General features: G+C 70.2%; 13 protein-coding genes. 3 read left to right on the plus strand and 10 right to left on the minus strand.

Going from position 1 to position 15,484, the window contains the following annotated elements; genetic code table 11:
• Nucleotides 1-57: 57 nt before the first annotated feature.
• Nucleotides 58-1,437 carry an NAD-dependent malic enzyme gene (locus tag ABD154_RS13185; RefSeq protein WP_211978080.1) on the minus strand — a complete coding sequence of 460 codons (1,380 nt, stop codon included), beginning with the start codon at nucleotides 1,435-1,437 and terminating at the stop codon, nucleotides 58-60.
• Nucleotides 1,438-1,593: 156 nt separating this feature from the next.
• Between ABD154_RS13185 and ABD154_RS13190 the strand changes: the two genes are divergently transcribed.
• Complete coding sequence (locus ABD154_RS13190; protein WP_211978081.1) at nucleotides 1,594-2,379, plus strand: IclR family transcriptional regulator; 786 nt, start codon at nucleotides 1,594-1,596, stop codon at nucleotides 2,377-2,379.
• Nucleotides 2,380-2,382: 3 nt separating this feature from the next.
• On the opposite strand, the gene aceE is transcribed toward ABD154_RS13190, so the two are convergent.
• The 4 genes from aceE to uraD all read right to left on the minus strand — a co-directional run bounded on the left by aceE (nucleotide 2,383) and on the right by uraD (nucleotide 7,106).
• Nucleotides 2,383-5,148: a pyruvate dehydrogenase (acetyl-transferring), homodimeric type gene (aceE, locus tag ABD154_RS13195; protein WP_211978082.1), complete on the minus strand. Its 2,766-nt coding sequence runs from the start codon at nucleotides 5,146-5,148 to the stop codon at nucleotides 2,383-2,385.
• 112 nt (nucleotides 5,149-5,260) lie between these two features.
• The gene (gene pucL / locus ABD154_RS13200; RefSeq protein WP_211978083.1) at nucleotides 5,261-6,145 is read right to left on the minus strand and encodes a factor-independent urate hydroxylase; all 885 of its coding nucleotides are present in this window, start codon (nucleotides 6,143-6,145) and stop codon (nucleotides 5,261-5,263) included.
• Between the two features lie 146 nt (nucleotides 6,146-6,291).
• Nucleotides 6,292-6,615, minus strand: coding sequence for a hydroxyisourate hydrolase (uraH, locus tag ABD154_RS13205; RefSeq protein ID WP_198500594.1), 324 nt, complete (start codon nucleotides 6,613-6,615; stop codon nucleotides 6,292-6,294).
• Complete coding sequence (gene uraD / locus ABD154_RS13210) at nucleotides 6,612-7,106, minus strand: 2-oxo-4-hydroxy-4-carboxy-5-ureidoimidazoline decarboxylase (protein WP_249120909.1); 495 nt, start codon at nucleotides 7,104-7,106, stop codon at nucleotides 6,612-6,614. The genes uraH and uraD overlap by 4 nt, the downstream gene beginning before the upstream one ends.
• Nucleotides 7,107-7,306: 200 nt before the next feature.
• On the opposite strand from uraD, the gene ABD154_RS13215 reads away from it, so the two are divergent.
• Together ABD154_RS13215 and ABD154_RS13220 are read left to right on the plus strand one after the other, a co-directional pair.
• Nucleotides 7,307-8,446 (plus strand): glycerate kinase, encoded by a 1,140-nt coding sequence (locus tag ABD154_RS13215; protein ID WP_211978085.1) that lies wholly within the window; start codon nucleotides 7,307-7,309, stop codon nucleotides 8,444-8,446.
• A gap of 2 nt (nucleotides 8,447-8,448) precedes the next feature.
• Nucleotides 8,449-8,916: a peroxiredoxin gene (locus ABD154_RS13220; protein WP_211978086.1), complete on the plus strand. Its 468-nt coding sequence runs from the start codon at nucleotides 8,449-8,451 to the stop codon at nucleotides 8,914-8,916.
• An 89-nt stretch (nucleotides 8,917-9,005) separates the two neighbouring features.
• Here ABD154_RS13220 and allB read toward each other — a convergent pair whose 3' ends face one another.
• The 5 genes from allB to guaD all read right to left on the minus strand — a co-directional run bounded on the left by allB (nucleotide 9,006) and on the right by guaD (nucleotide 15,476).
• Nucleotides 9,006-10,391 carry an allantoinase AllB gene (gene allB, locus ABD154_RS13225; protein ID WP_211978087.1) on the minus strand — a complete coding sequence of 462 codons (1,386 nt, stop codon included), beginning with the start codon at nucleotides 10,389-10,391 and terminating at the stop codon, nucleotides 9,006-9,008.
• Between the two features lie 114 nt (nucleotides 10,392-10,505).
• On the minus strand, nucleotides 10,506-12,302 hold the full coding sequence (gcl, locus tag ABD154_RS13230; protein WP_211978088.1) for a glyoxylate carboligase: 1,797 nt from the start codon (nucleotides 12,300-12,302) through the stop codon (nucleotides 10,506-10,508).
• Nucleotides 12,302-13,279: a 2-hydroxy-3-oxopropionate reductase gene (locus ABD154_RS13235; protein WP_282959878.1), complete on the minus strand. Its 978-nt coding sequence runs from the start codon at nucleotides 13,277-13,279 to the stop codon at nucleotides 12,302-12,304. Before ABD154_RS13235 ends, gcl begins: the two co-directional genes overlap by 1 nt.
• The gene (locus ABD154_RS13240) at nucleotides 13,276-14,109 is read right to left on the minus strand and encodes a hydroxypyruvate isomerase family protein (protein ID WP_344251407.1); all 834 of its coding nucleotides are present in this window, start codon (nucleotides 14,107-14,109) and stop codon (nucleotides 13,276-13,278) included. Before ABD154_RS13240 ends, ABD154_RS13235 begins: the two co-directional genes overlap by 4 nt.
• 80 nt (nucleotides 14,110-14,189) lie before the next feature.
• Entirely contained in the window at nucleotides 14,190-15,476 is a 1,287-nt protein-coding gene (gene guaD, locus ABD154_RS13245) for a guanine deaminase (RefSeq protein ID WP_344251408.1), read from the minus strand.
• Nucleotides 15,477-15,484: the final 8 nt, after the last annotated feature.

Below are 15,484 nucleotides of genomic sequence, written 5' to 3' on the forward strand. Positions count from 1 at the left end.
GCCACGATGCCGGGACCACCCCATTGTCGCTCATGTCTGATCTCTGCGCCCTCCCGCTCACTTCGACACCGAGGCGACCGCCTCGGCGACCCTGCTCGCGACCTCCGGGTCGAAGACGGAGGGGATGACGTAGCCGGGGTGGAGGTCCTCGGGTGCGATGCACGAGGCGATCGCGTCGGCGGCGGCGACCATGATGTTCTCGTCGACATCGGTGGCCTCGGCGTCGAGGAGGCCGCGGAAGATGCCGGGGAACGCGAGGACGTTGTTGATCTGGTTGGGGTAGTCGCTGCGCCCGGTGGCGACGACCGCGGCGTGCTTGAGCGCCTCGGCGGGGTCGACCTCCGGATCGGGGTTGGCCATCGCGAAGACGAGGGCGCCCTCGTTCATCGCCGCGATGTCGGCGCCGTCGAGGATGTTCGGGGCGGAGACGCCGATGAAGACGTCCGCGCCGACGACCGCCTCCTTGAGCGTTCCGGTGAACCCCTCGGGGTTGGTGTTCTCCTGCAGCCACCGCTTGTGCTCGGTGTCGACCGTCGAGTTCGGGCCGATCGCCCCGTCGCGTCCGCACGCGATGATCGTCCGGGCGCCGGCGACCTGGAGGAGGCGGATGATGGCGTGGCCGGCGGCGCCGACGCCGGAGACGACGATGCGGACGTCGCCGATGTCCTTGCCGACGACGGTGAGCGCGTTCTTCAGCGCCGCGAGCGTGACGATGCCCGTGCCGTGCTGGTCGTCGTGGAAGACGGGGATGTCGAGTTCCTCGCGCAGGCGCCGTTCGATCTCGAAGCAGCGGGGCGCGGAGATGTCCTCGAGGTTGATCCCCCCGTAGGCCGGGGCGATCGCCTTGCAGATCGCGATGATCTCCTCGGTGTCCTTCGTGTCGAGGGCGACCGGCCACGCGTCAACCCCGGCGAACTGCTTGAAGAGCACGGCTTTGCCCTCCATGACCGGCATCGCGGCCTCGGGGCCGATGTCGCCGAGGCCGAGGACGGCCGTGCCGTCGGTGACGACGGCGACGGTGTTGCGCTTGATCGTCAGGCGCCTCGCGTCGTCCTTGTTCTCCGCGATCGCCTTGCACACGCGGGCGACCCCGGGGGTGTAGGCGCGGGAGAGGTCGTCGCGGTTGCGCAGCGGGACCTTCGGGGTCGATTCGAGCTTCCCGCCGAGGTGGAGGAGGAAGGTGCGGTCGGAGACCTTCCTGACGTCGACGCCGGGCAGGGACCCGAGTTCGCTCGCGACCTCCTCGGCGTGGGGGACGTCGCGGGTGTCGGCGCTGACGTCGATGACGACGGTGTCGGGGGTGGATTCGACGACGTCGAGCGCGGTGATGCCGGCTCCCGTCTTCGCCGCGGCCGCGACGAGGTCGGACGTCGACGACTGGCCGACGGCGGTGGCGACGCGCAGGGTGATGGAGTATCCGGGACTGGGAACAGCCATGACTGTCATCCTCTCTGATGGAATCATTTCCGTATTATGGATGTTAGCTTCTGTATTGCGGAATATCTAGCGGGCGGCGGCGGCGAACGGAAACTTTCTTCCATTCGACGCTAGACTGTGCGGAAGTGTCGCCCACTTCAAGGAAGAGGACAACGGATGACCACGAACGACGCCGAGACCCCTGCGGTCCGCCAGACCAAGGGCGGAGTCCAATCCGTCGAACGCGCATTCGGCCTCCTCGAGTGCATCGCGAACTCCGCCGGCTCGGCGACGCTCAGCCACATCGCCGCCGACGTCAACCTGCCGCTGCCGACGATCCACCGTCTGCTCGGCACGCTCGTCAGCCTCGGCATCGTCCGGCAGCTGCCCAACCGCGGGTACGCGCTCGGCCCCGGACTCGTCCGCCTCGGCAACCTCGCCGGCGCGCAGCTCGGCGCGATCGCCCGCCCCCACCTGCGCACCCTCGTCGCCGAACTCGGGGAGTCGGCGAACGTCGCGACCCTCGACGGCGACATGGTCGTCTACGTCGATCAGGTCGCCTCGGAGCGGCAGATGCGGATGTTCACCGAGGTGGGCCGCCGCACGCACATGCACGACACAGGAGTCGGCAAGGCGATCCTCGCGCAGCTCGACCCCGCGCAGGTCCGCAGCATCGTCGCGACCGCCGGGATGCCGACGCCGACCGAGCACAGCATCGGCACCCTGGAGGAGCTCGAGGCCGAACTCGACCGGATCCGGGAGCGCGGGTACTCGATCGACGAGCAGGAGCAGGAGCTCGGCGTCCGCTGCTTCGCGATGTCGGTGCCCGGCGCCCCCTCGCCGCTCGCGATCTCCGTGTCCGGTCCGATCAGCCGCGTCGACGACGACTTCGCCGCCCGCGCGATCCCGCTCCTGCGCTCGGTCGCCGAGCAGATCGCCGCGGACATGCAGCCCGGGGCCTGAGCCTCAGGAGTCCCCGCCGGCGGTGCCCGAGGTGCCCGCTGTGACCTCGCTGAGGCGGTACTTCGCCGCGGCCTCGACCGGTGCTCCCCGGTCGACCTCGCCGCGGTCGGCGAGGAGCTGCAGGGTGCGCACGACCATCGAGTGCGCGTCGATCCTGAAGTGCCTGCGCGCCGCGGCCCGGGTGTCGGAGAAGCCGAAGCCGTCGGCGCCGAGCGTCGCGAAGTCCTGGGTGAGGAACGGCCGGAGGAGATCGGGCTGGGTCGAATCGAAGTCGCTCGTCGCGATGATCGGCCCCGGCTCCGACCCGAGGCGCCGGCGCACATACGGCACGCGCGGCTCCGCCGCGACGTCGACGAGACGCTGCGCCTCGCAGTCGAGCGCCTCACGGCGCAGCTGCGCCCACGACGTCACCGACCACACGGCCGCGTCGACGCCCCAGTCGGCGGCGAGCAGCTCGCGGGCCTCGAGCGCCCACGGCACGGCCACGCCCGAGGCGAGCAGCTGAGCCTGCGGCCGCCCAGTGTCGGCGTCGGACGGCTCACCGGCCCCCGCCTCGGCGATGCGGTGGATGCCGGCGAGGATCCCCTCGACGTCGACGCCTTCGGGCTCGGCCGGCTGGAGCATCGGCTCGTTGTAGACGGTGAGGTAGTACATGACGTTGCGCTCGTCGTCGCCGAGGTCGTGCTCGCCGTACATCCGGTGGAGGCCGTCGCGGACGATGTGGGCGATCTCGTAGCCGTACGCGGGATCGTAGATCCGCAGCGCCGGGTTCGTCGCCGCGAGCACCGGCGAGTGCCCGTCGGCGTGCTGGAGCCCCTCCCCGGTCAGGGTCGTCCGCCCCGCGGTCGCGCCGATGATGAACCCGCGGGTCATCTGGTCCGCCGCCGCCCAGAACGCGTCGCCGGTGCGCTGGAAGCCGAACATCGAGTAGAAGACGTAGATCGGGATCATCGGCTGCCCATGCGTCGAATACGCGGTGCCCGCCGCGGTGAACCCGGCCGCCGCCCCCGCCTCGTTGATGCCGACGTGGAGGAGCTGCCCGGTCGGGGCCTCCTTGTAGGAGAGGAAGAGCTCCCGGTCGACGGCGAGGTAGTTCTGGCCGTTGGGGTTGTAGATCTTCGCCGTCGGGAAGAACGCGTCGATGCCGAAGGTGCGGGCCTCGTCGGGGATGATCGGCACGATCCGCTCGCCGACGCCCTTCTCGCGCATGAGGTCCTTGAGGAGGCGGACGAAGGCCATCGTCGTCGCCGCCTGCTGGTGGCCCGAGCCCTTCTTAGCCTGCGCGAACGCCTTGTCGCTGACCGCGGGCAGGGCGATCTGCGAGCGGGAGCGCCGCCGTTCGGGGACGAAGCCGCCGAGGCTCCGCCGCTTCTCGAGAAGGTACTCGATCGCCTCGTCGCCCGCGCCCGGATGATAGTAGGGCACGGCGCAGGGATCGTCGTCGATGACCTTGTCGCTGATCGGGATGTCCATCCGGTCGCGGAAGACCTTGATGTCGGCGGCGGTGAACTTCTTCATCTGGTGCGTGGCATTGCGCGACTCGAAGCTCGTGCCCAGCCCGTAGCCCTTGACCGTCTGGACGAGGATGACCGTCGGCCTGCCGGTCACCGCGACTGCCCGATCGTAGGCGGCGTAGACCTTCTGGTAGTCGTGGCCGCCGCGCTTGAGGTTCCAGATGTCGTCGTCGCTCAGGTGCTCGACGAGGCTCTTCGTCACCGGTGAGCGGCCGAAGAAGTTGTCGCGGATGAACCCGCCGGACTCGGCCTTGAACGTCTGGTAGTCCCCGTCGAGGGTCTCGTTCATGATGCGCACGAGCTCTCCCGTGCGATCGGCGGCGAGCAGCTCGTCCCATTCGCGGCCCCAGAGGACCTTGATGACGTCCCAGCCGGCCCCGGTGAAGGTCGCCTCGAGCTCCTGGACGATCTTGCCGTTGCCGCGCACCGGCCCGTCGAGGCGCTGGAGGTTGCAGTTGACGACGAAGGTGAGGTTGTCGAGCCCCTCGTTCGCCGCGAGCTGGAGGGCCCCGCGCGATTCGGGCTCGTCCATCTCCCCGTCGCCGAGGAAGGCCCACACCCGCTGGTCGCTCGTGTCGGCGATGCCCCGGTGGTGGAGGTAGCGGTTCATCTGCGCCTGGTAGATCGCGTTGATCGGGCCGAGGCCCATCGACACGGTCGGGAACTGCCAGAACTCGGGCATGAGCCGCGGATGCGGATACGAGCTCAGGCCGTTCGGAGCCCGGGACGCCTCCTGTCGGAAGCCGTCGAGCTGGGCCTCCGTGAGCCTGCCCTCGAGGAACGCCCGGGAGTACATCCCCGGGGATGCGTGGCCCTGGAAGAAGACCTGGTCGCCGCCGCCGGGATGGTCCTGGCCGCGGAAGAAGTTGTTGAGCCCGATCTCGTAGAGGGTCGCGGCCCCGGCATACGTCGAGATGTGGCCGCCGACGGAGACGTCGGGGCGCTGCGCGCGGTGGACGAGCATCGCGGCGTTCCAGCGCAGCCACTTCCGGTAGCGGCGCTCGAGCCTCTCGTCACCGGGGTAGGCCGGCTCCTGGTCGGCGGGAATCGTGTTGACGTAGTCGGTCGTCGTGACCTTGGGCGCGGCCACGGAGTTCGTCGCCGCGCGGCGGCGCAGCGCCTCCATGATCTCTCCGGCCCGCGCGGTGCCGCGGGCGGCGACGAGTCCCTCCCAGGACTCGAGCCATTCGTCGACCTCCTCGTCGGCGGGACTCGTGGACAGGGCGGCATCAGGGCGTGATGACAGTGCGGTCATAGGGGTTTGCCTCTCAGTGGCCCACCGCGTAAAGGGGCGGGTCCGAAGGGTGCGGCACCGAGGCGGGACGGCGCAGGTTCGGCCGTCCCGCCTCGGCGGTGATGGGAACGGGTCAGCAGAACCCGGCGATGTTCGTCCAGGCGCTCTTCGACTCCTCCACCCCGTCACGGGTGAAGGTCGCCTCGATGAGGCCGTAGGGACGGTCGGCGACGATGAAGACCTCGTTCGGGTTCTCGAGGCCGAAGCGCTCGATGTCGTAGAGGAAGTGGTGCTTGTTCGGGCACGAGAAGCGGATCTCGTCGATCTCCGGGACCTCGCTGATGACCCTCTCGCCCATCATGTAGAGGGTCTGCTGGAGGGCCTTCGAGTAGTGGTCGGTGAACGCCTCGAGGATGATGCCCTTGACCTTCTCATACGTCTGGTCGAAGTCGAGGTCCGTGGTGTTGTAGATCCACCGGGTGGCGATGTCGGTCGCCAGGATCCGGTCCTCGGTCTCCGGCAGGGACGTGTACTTGTCCTTCGGGTAGCCGACGAAGCCCGACTCCGTCGTCTTGAGCACCGTGAGGTCGCGGAAGCCGGAGATCAGCGTGTCCGTGTCGCCGTCGCGGGTGAGCACGACCGTGCGGATCTCCGGGGCCGCCCGGTAGAACGAGTGGTCGTGGTCGTTGATGCGGTCCCAGCCGAACTCCTCGGCCTCCCAGCGTCCGCCGCTCACCCAGTCGAAGCTGCCGGTGAAGTGGTCGGCGAGCCCGAGGAGGAACTGCTCGGGCGAGGACACGCCGAGCTCCTTGGCCTTCGCGAAGATCGTGTTCTTCTGGGTGTCGGTGGCGACGACGTGCTCGTTGTCGCCCTCGGTGTGCGCGGTCTCGAAGTCGCCCCACAGCTGGGAGGTGACATTGAGGTCGCGGATCTCATGGCGGTCCGAGTCGCGGTAGACCCGCATGAGTCGGTTCTCCGCCTTGCCGTACTGGTTCGTCGTCAGTTTCACAGTGCTCATTGCGTACTCCTCGTAGTGCCGCCGCGCGTGCGCGACAGCCCGGATATCTGACGAGGCCGCCGGTTGTCTCCCGGTCGGCTTCGGCGGTTTGTTGAGGATGGAGATCCTGCAGGGGGCCTGCTTCCCCTGATGACGATGTGCGGGCCTCAGCTGCCCCGATACGTGCTGTAGGCGAAGGGGCTGAGCAGAAGCGGGATGTGGTAGTGGGTCTCGCCCGGGGCGACGGTGAAGTCGATCGTCACCTGCGGGTGGAAGTGGTCCTGGCCGCGGGCGGTGAAGTACTCGCCGGTGCCGAAGACGATCCGGTACGTGCCGGGATCGAGGGTCTCGGGGCCGAGTTCGGAGACCCGCCCGCCGGCGTCCGTGCGCGCCTGCGCGAGCGTCTCCTCACCGCTGAGCAGCGTCACGGCGAGGTCGGCGGCGGGGGTGCCGGCGGTCGAGTCGAGGGCGTGGGCGGAGATGAAGCTCACGAGAGGATTCCTTCCAGTCGGATGACGGCGATCTCGATGAGCTGAGCGCCCACCTCGGCGATCTCCTCGTCATCGGAATTGGCCATCCGGCGGTCGAGTTCGGAGAGGATCTCCGCAGGCGTGCGGCCCGCGGCGCGGATGAGGAAGACCCGGTCGAAGCGCTCCTCGTACGCGGCGTTGCCGGCGCGCAGACGCTCTTCGACGTCGGTCTCGAGCGCGCCGAGGCCCGCCTGCTCACGGGAGGAATGGGCCGCCTCGGCGGAGTCGCCTTCGGCCTTCTCCCCGATCCGGGGATGATGGGCCAGCGCGGCCTCGATCTCCTGCGGCTGCAGGGGCGAGGCGGCGGTGCGGGCGAACTCGGCGGCCGCCGCGACCGACTCGAAGGGGCGACCGGCGACGACGGTGTCGATCCAGCGGTCGACGTCGAGGCACGGGCGCACCACGTCGCGGGCCTCGCCCGCCGGCAGCCGATCGAATTCGATCAGGTCCACATCGACCTCGTTTCGCATCTCGGAAGTTCTCTTCCATTCGTTTCCACGAGTGTGGCCTGCCTCTCGCCGGGATGTCAAATCCTTTTTCCGCACCGCGCAGTCGATTTCGGAAAGTTTCTTCCGTATCATGAACAGCGACGGCGCCGATCGCGGTGCCATCGACAGTGGTGTCGAGAGAATCGGTGAGGTTGAATGTGGCTATGACTCCGACGATCGTCTGCGCCCCCGATTCCTTCAAGGGCTCCGCCGGCGCACCCGCGGCCGCGGCGGCGCTCGCGCGCGGGGCCCGGCAGGCCTTCCCGGCCGCGACGATCACCGAGCTGCCCTTCGCCGACGGCGGCGAGGGCACCCTCGAGGCCCTCCTCGCGGTGTGGGGAACGCCGGCGCGCACCGTCGACGTCGTCGACGCCCTCGGCCGTCCGACGACCGCCCGCTACGGGCTCTCCGCCGATGGCAGGACCGCGGTCATCGAAGCCGCCCAGGCCAACGGCCTCCCCCAGGTCTCCGACGTCCCCCTCGACCCCGAACGCGCCGGCACGTACGGCGTCGGCCTCATCGCCGCCCAGGTGCTTAACGACGGCGTCGACGAGATCCTCCTGTGCATCGGCGGCTCGGCGAGCACCGACGGCGGCGCCGGGATCGTCGCGGCCCTCGGCGCCGCCCTCACCGACTCCGCCGGGGAGCCGATCGCCCCCGGCGGCGGCGGACTCTCCGGACTCGCCGCCGTCGACGCCTCCGGTCTCGACCCGCGCGCCCGCACCGTGTCGTGGCGCATCGCCGTCGACGTCGACAATCCGCTCACCGGCCCGCGCGGGGCAGCGGCCGTCTTCGGCCCGCAGAAGGGCGCCGACGCCGCGACCGTGACGCGCCTCGATGACAACCTCGCCCATTTCGCCGAGGTGCTCGGCAGCGAGCATGCCGCGACCCCCGGGTTCGGGGCGGCCGGGGGGATCCCGCTGGCGCTCACCGCGCTCCTCGGCGCCGAGGTCGTCCCGGGCTCGCGCATGGTCGCCGAGGCGGTCGGGCTCACCGAGGCCCTCGCCGGCGCCGACCTCGTCCTCACCGGCGAGGGATCGTTCGACTCCCAGTCTCTCGGGGGCAAGGTCGTCGCGGCCGTGCGGGACCACAGCCCTGCCTCGGCGAGCATCATCGTCGTCGCCGGACGCGTCGGACTCACCCCCGCCGAGTGCCGGGAGGCCGGCATCACCGCCGCGCTCTCGATCGCGCCCGGACCGGCGGACCTCCCCGAACTCTCGGCACGCGCCGAGGAGCTCATCGAAGCGACCGCCGCGCACGCGTGTGCGCTCGTGGCGGCCGGACACCAACAGAAAGGGCACTGATCATGGCGAACACACTCACTGTCGGACAGCAGGCACCGGACTTCTCCCTGCAGGATGCGAACGGACGGACCCATTCGAAGGCGGACCTGAGCGGCAAGCGCTTCATCCTCTACTTCTACCCGAAGGCGGCGACGCCGGGCTGCACGACCGAGGCGTGCGACTTCCGCGACAACCTCGCGTCGCTGACCGCGGCGGGCTTCGAGGTGCTCGGGGTCTCCCCCGACGGCCCCGAGGCGCTCCAGGCCTTCGCCGCAGACGAATCGCTGACCTTCCCGCTGCTCTCCGACCCGGATGCGGCCGTCGCGAAGGCCTACGGCAGCTACGGGGAGAAGACCATCGGCGATCGGACCGTCGAGGGCACGCTGCGCTCGACCTTCGTCGTCGACGAGTCGGGTGCGCTCAGCCTCGCCGAGTACAACGTCTCCGCCGACGGCCACGTCCGCCGCCTCCGCGAGACCCTCGACGTCTGACCCGAGACGTCTGACCCGAGACAGCCCTCCGGGCGCTCAGCCGCGTGACTGAGCGCCCGGAGGGCTGTTCAGGCGGGATCGCTCGGCGCTCAGCGAGCGGTGAGGAGCCTGCCGTGCGGGACAGTGAAGTCGACGGGAGCACCGCCGAGCAGCGTGTCGGTGACCCGGCCGCGGACGACGCGCTGATCGTACGCGGTGATCTGGTTGCGGTGGTAGAGCTCGGTCGCCGACACCGTCCACTCCTCGTCGGGAGCGAAGACGGCGAAGTCGGCGTCGCCGCCCACGGCGATCGCGCCCTTGCCCGTGACACGGGCGACGGCGGCCGGGGCCGCGGACATCCAGCGGACCACCTCGGCGAGATCGATGCCGCGCCGCGCCGCCTCCGTCCACACGAGCGAGAGGCCGAGCTGCAGGGACGAGATCCCGCCCCACGCGGCACCGAAGTCACCGGAGTCGAGGAGTTTGAGCTCGGCCGTCGACGGCGAGTGGTCGGAGACGATGCAGTCGATGGTCCCGTCGATGAGTCCCTGCCACAGCGCCTCGCGGTTGGACTCCTCCCGGATCGGCGGGCAGCACTTGTGGGTCGTCGCCCCGTCGGGGATCTCCTCGGCGGTGAGGACGAGGTAGTGCGGGCACGTCTCGACGGTGAGCCTCACCCCCTCGGCCTTCGCCGCGGCGATCTGCGGCAGGGCGTCGGCCGAGGACAGGTGGAGGATGTGGGCCCGCCCGCCGGTCTCCCGCGCCGCCTCGATGACGTGGGCGATCGCGACGTTCTCGGCCTCGCGCGGACGCGAGGCGAGGAAGTCGGCGAACTTCTGGCCGTGCGCCGTCGGCGCCGTGGCCATGACTCCGTGGTCCTCGGCGTGGACGATGAGGAGACCGTCGAAGCTCGCGATCTCGGCGAGGTCGGCCGTCATCTCCGCAGGCGTCAGCGGCGGGAACTCCTCGACTCCGGAGTCCTCGAGGAAGCACTTGAACCCGTAGACTCCGGCGTCGTGGAGGGGGCGCAGATCGTCGCGGTTGCCGGGGATCGCCCCACCCCAGAAGCCGACGTCGACGAAGGCCTTGGGACCGGCGACGGCCCGCTTCGTCTCCAGCGCCGCGACGTCGACGGTCGGCGGCAGGGAGTTGAGCGGCATGTCGACGATCGTCGTCACCCCGCCGGCGGCCGCGGCCCGGGTCGCCGAGGCGAATCCCTCCCACTCGCTGCGGCCGGGGTCGTTGACGTGGACGTGGGTGTCGACGAGCCCGGGCAGGAGCACGCGGGTGTCGTCGACCTCGACGATCCGCGTGTCCGCCGAGGCGGTCGCCGCAAGGTCCTCGCCGTCGGCGGCGACCGCGACGATGACGCCGTCCCTGACCGCCACCTCGGCGGGTCCGACGCCTGCGGGCAGGATCGCCCGGCGGGCGCGGATGATGAGATCGACCGCCTCGGTGCCGGTCCCGGCATCGGTCGCAGTGGTGGGTGTGCTCATGGATTCCTCCTCAGTGTCCCGACGACTCAGTGTCCCGGCGACTCAGTGTCCCGCCGACCGTCGGCTGCCCCGCTCACGGGGCCATGGTATACCGAAGCACCGGTGCGGTGCTCCTCACTTCGCCGCGACGAGCTCGCTCAGCGGGGTGAGCGCCGTCGGGGCATCGGCCGGGGTCTGCGCGAGGACGTCGAACTCGTTGATCGCGTCGAGCGCGAGACCCATCGAGATGTTCGTGACGCGCTCGAGGATGATCTCGACGACGACGGGCACCTGGTGCTCCTCCATGAGCTCCTTGGCCACCCGCAGACCCTCGCCGATGAGCTCGGGGTCCTCGACGCGCAGCGCCTTGCAGCCGAGCCCCTGCGCGACGGCGACGTGGTCGACGCCGTAGCCCGCGGACTCCCCGGAGGCGTTGATGTTGTCGAAGGCGAGCGAGACCTGATAGTCCATCTCGAATCCGCGCTGCGACTGCCGGATGAGGCCGAGGTAGGAGTTGTTGACGACGACGTGGACGTAGGGGATCTTGTGCTGCGCCCCGACGGCGAGCTCCTCGATCATGAACTGGAAGTCGTAGTCGCCGGAGAGCGCGACGACCGTCTCCCCCGGTTTGCCCTTCGCGACGCCGAGCGCCGCCGGTCCCGTCCAGCCGAGCGGACCCGCCTGGCCGGCGTTGATCCAGTGCCGGGGCCGGTAGACGTGGAGCATCTGCGCGCCCGCGATCTGGCTGAGCCCGATCGTCGAGACGTACGTGACGTCCTCGCCGAAGGCCGCGTTCATCTCCTGGTAGACGCGCTGCGGCTTGATCGGCTTCTCCGTGTAGTTCGTCTTCCGGTGCTCCGTCGCCTTCCGCGCCGTGCACTGGCCGGCCCACTCCGTGAAGTCCGGCAGCGCCGCGGCGCCCGTGCGTGCCCGCGCGGCCGCGAGCAGGGCGTCGAGGGCGGCACCGGCGTCGGAGACGACGCCGTAGTCCGGCGCGAAGACGCGCCCGATCTGCGTCGGCTCGATGTCGATGTGGACGAACGTCCGACCCTTGCGGTAGACGGCGAGGTCGCCGGTGTGGCGGTTGGCCCACCGGTTGCCGATGCCGATGACGAGGTCGGAGTCGAGGAACGAGGCGTTGCCGTAGCGCACATGCGTCTGGATGCCGACCATGCCGGCGGCCAGCGGGTGGCTGTCGGGGATCGTCCCCCAGCCCATGAGCGTCGGCGAGACGGGGATCGAGGTGAGCTCGGCGAATTCGACGAGGCGATCCGCGGCATCGGCATTGATGATCCCGCCGCCGGCGATGATGAGCGGGTGCTTCGCCGCGGCGATGAGATCGAGGATCTTCTCCGCCTGCGCCGAGGTGGCTGCCGGCTTGTCGACCCCGAGCGGTTCGTAGGTGTCGATGTCGAAGTCGATCTCCGTCTGCTGGACGTCGATCGGCAGGTCGATGAGGACGGGTCCGGGGCGGGCCGAGCGCATGAGCTGGAACGCCTTCTGGAACACGCCGGGCACCTGACCGGCTTCGAGGACGGTCTTCGCCATCTTCGTCACCGGTGCGGCGATCGCGGCGATGTCGACGGCCTGGAAGTCCTCCTTGTCGAGCACGGCCACCGGCGCCTGCCCGGTGATGCAGAGGATCGGCTGGGAGTCAGCGGCCGCGGCGTAGAGTCCGGTGATCATGTCCGTGCCGGCCGGGCCCGAGGTGCCCAGGCACACGCCGATGTTGCCGGCCGCTGCCCGGGTGTAGCCGTCGGCCATGTGCGAGGCGCCCTCGACGTGGCGGGCCAGCGTGTGGCGGATGCCGCCGTGGGCCCGCATCGCCGAGTAGAGCGGGTTGATCGCGGCACCGGGCAGGCCGAAGGTCTCGGTCGCGCCCTCCTTTTCGAGGATGAGGACGATCGCGTCGACTGCGCGCATTCTCGTCATCACGCCGCCCCTTCCTGAGCCGTGGTCTCCTGCGCCGCGGCGGTGTCGTCCGCGGCGGTGTCGCCCGAACCCGAGAGCTGTTCGACGACGGTGAGGAGACCCGAGTGGTCGAGGCCGCCGTTGCCCTGGGCGACGGTGGCGGCGACGAGCTGGGCGACGGCGGCGCCGAGCGGGATCGCCACGCCGGCCTCGCGGGCGGCGGCGGTGACGATGCCCATGTCCTTGTGGTGCAGCGCGAGGCGGAAGCCGGGGGCGAACTCGCGGTCGAGCATCTTCTGCCCCTTCTGCTCGAGCACCTTCGATCCGGCGAGACCGCCGCCGAGGACCTGGAGCGCGGAGGCGGTCTCGACGCCGTAGGCCTCGAGGAAGACGACCGCCTCGGCGAGGAGTCCGATGTTGCCGGCGACGATGAGCTGGTTCGCGGCCTTGACGGTCTGCCCCGAGCCCGAGGGTCCGACGCGGACGATCGTCTTGCCGACGGCGTCGAAGACATCCGCGGCGGCGTCGAAGTCGGCTTCCTCGCCGCCGACCATGATCGAGAGCACGCCGTCGATCGCGCCGGGCTCGCCGCCGGAGACGGGTGCGTCGAGCGGTTTGAGGCCGGCCTCCTTCGCCTGGGCGGCGAGATCCTTGGCGACATCGGGGCGGATCGTCGAGAAGTCGATCCACGTCGCACCGGCGTCAGCGGCGGCGAGGATGCCGTCGTCGCCGGTGAGCACGGCCTCGACATCGGGTGAGTCGGGGACCATCGTGATGATGAACTGGGCGCCGGCGACCGCCTCGGCGATCGAGTCCGCGGCCTCACCGCCGGCGGCGGCGAGCTCCTGCGCCTTCGCCGGGGTGCGATTGTAGCCGCGCACGGTGAAGCCGGCCTTGACGAGGTTCTTCGCCATCGGCAGTCCCATGATGCCGAGTCCGATGAATCCGATTGTTGTGCTCATGATGGAAGTCCTTACTGGTCGTAGTCGATGGGTCAGCGGGCGAGCCACGCGAAGGCGGTGTCGCGGTCCTGCTTGTACTCGAGGGCGATGCCGCCGGAGTAGCCGAGCTCGAGCGAGCGGGCGATCCAGGCCTCGAGCGGGAGCTGCCCGGTGCCCGGAGCCCCGCGGCCCTCGGCGTCGGCGATCTGGATGTGTCCGAAGCTCGCGGCCCCGGTCTCGATGGCCGCGGCGACGTCGTCGCCGTTGACGGCGAGGTGGTAGAAGTCGGCGAGGACGGCGATGTTCTCCGTCCCCGCGGCCCGCACCTGGTCGACGACGGCGGCGGCCTCGGCCGCGGTCTTGAGCGGGTAGGCCTCGGCCCCGGAGATCGGCTCGACGAGGACGGTGCCCTCGACCGCGGCGGCGACGACGGCGAGGTTCTCCAGTGCCACGGCGTCCTGCTCCTCCGGGGTCGAGTCTGCGAGCCTGAGGCCGTAGAGGGCGTTGAACGCCCGGCAGCCGGTGCGGCGGCTGATCTCGGCGACGATGGCCGCGTTCGCGGCGACGTCGGCCTGCGCGCCGGGGATCGAGATCATCCCGCGGTCGCCGCCGGCCATGTCGCCGGCCCAGAAGTTCAGCCCCTTGAGCTCGACTCCGGCGTTCTCGAGCGAGGCGACGAAGGCGTCGACCTCGTCCTGGCTCGGGGTCGGGTTGCCGTCGAAGGGCCACCAGAACTCGACCTTGTCGAAGCCTGCGTCCTTCGCCGCCTGGGCGCGCTCGAGCACCGGGAGTTCGGTGAGCAGGGTGGAGCAGTTGAGGATGTAGCTGTCTGCCTGAGTGAAGTCGAACGACATCGGGGTCTCCTTCGCGACTCTGCGAGTTTCCATATTACGGAAGTTAGTTTCCGTTGGATGAAATCAGCATACGCATCGTCGGCGCGGAGAGTCAAGACCCCTGCACCGGAGACTCAGCCCTTGACGAGCTCGCCGTCGATCCACACGCGGGAGACGTCGGCGGGGGTGCCGAGGGCGAAGATCTTCGCCAGCGCATCCTCATCGGAGCCCGCATGCGCGATGCCGACGTCGAGCGGCTGCCCGGCCGCCGGGTCGATCCACACGGCGTCGAAGCGCTTGCCCACCGACAGGTCGCCGACCTCGGCGTCCAGCCCGAGCGCTGCGGCCCCGGCCGTCGTCGCAAGGTGAAGGAGGTGCGTCGACGTCAGCGGGACGCCTCCGGCCGGGTCGAGCTGCTGCATGAAGTACGCCTGCACGCCCTCCTTGAGCAGGGAGAACCCGATGCCGGCGCCGACGTCGGAGCCGAGCGCGACCGGAACCCCGGCGTCGAGGTGGCGGCGCAGCGGGAAGAATCCGCTCGCGAGGGCGGAATTCGACGTCGGGCAGTGCGCGGCCGCAGCCCCGACCTCGGCCATCCGCGTCAGCTCCCGGTCGGTGGGGTGGACGTTGTGGGCGAGGATCGTCTGCGCGCCGAGCAGCCCGGCCCGATCGTAGGTGTCGAGGTAGTCGCGGGACTCGGGATGGATCTCTGCGACCCCGGTGATCTCGTCGCGGTTCTCGTTGAGGTGGGAGGTCACCCAGATGCCCGGGTTGTCCCTGACGAGACCGCCGCCGGCGGCGAGCAGCTCGGGTCCGGCGGAGAAGGAGAACCGCGGGGTCACCGCGAAGCGCAGCCGTCCTCTCCCGTGCCAGCGGTCGATGAGCTCCTGGCTCTCGGCCACCGAGCGGTCGACGTCGGTGAGGAGGACCTCGGGGAGGTTGCGGTCGCTGGTGACCAGTCCCGTCGTCATCCTCAGCCCCACCTCGGCGGCGGAGGCGAAGAGGATGTCGACGGCGGAGGCGAAGTGCGATCCGAAGACCATCGCCGAGGTGGTCCCCGCCGAGGTCAGGCCGGTGAGGAACTCGTGGGCCACGGCACGGGCGTAGGCGTCGTCGCCGAGCTTCGACTCCTCGGGCAGGGCCGCCTCGTCGAGCCAGTCGAGGAGCGGCTTGCCGAGGTGGCCGATCGCCCGGACCTGCGGGTAGTGGACGTGGGTGTCGACGAACCCGGGCAGGAGGACCCCTGAGCGGAGGTCGACGACCTCGGCGTAGGGGTGGCGCTCCCGCGCGGTCGCGAAGTCGGTGCGGGCGACGATGCGGCCGGCGTCGACGACGAGCGCGACATCGGCGTCGCTGCGCAGGGTGCCGCCGGTGAACGGATCGGTCGGGGTGTCGAGGATGCGGGCACGGAAGATCTGCATGGGGTGGA

This window comes from Brevibacterium sanguinis, from assembly GCF_039528855.1.
GTDB classification, from domain to species: Bacteria; Actinomycetota; Actinomycetes; order Actinomycetales; family Brevibacteriaceae; genus Brevibacterium; species Brevibacterium sanguinis.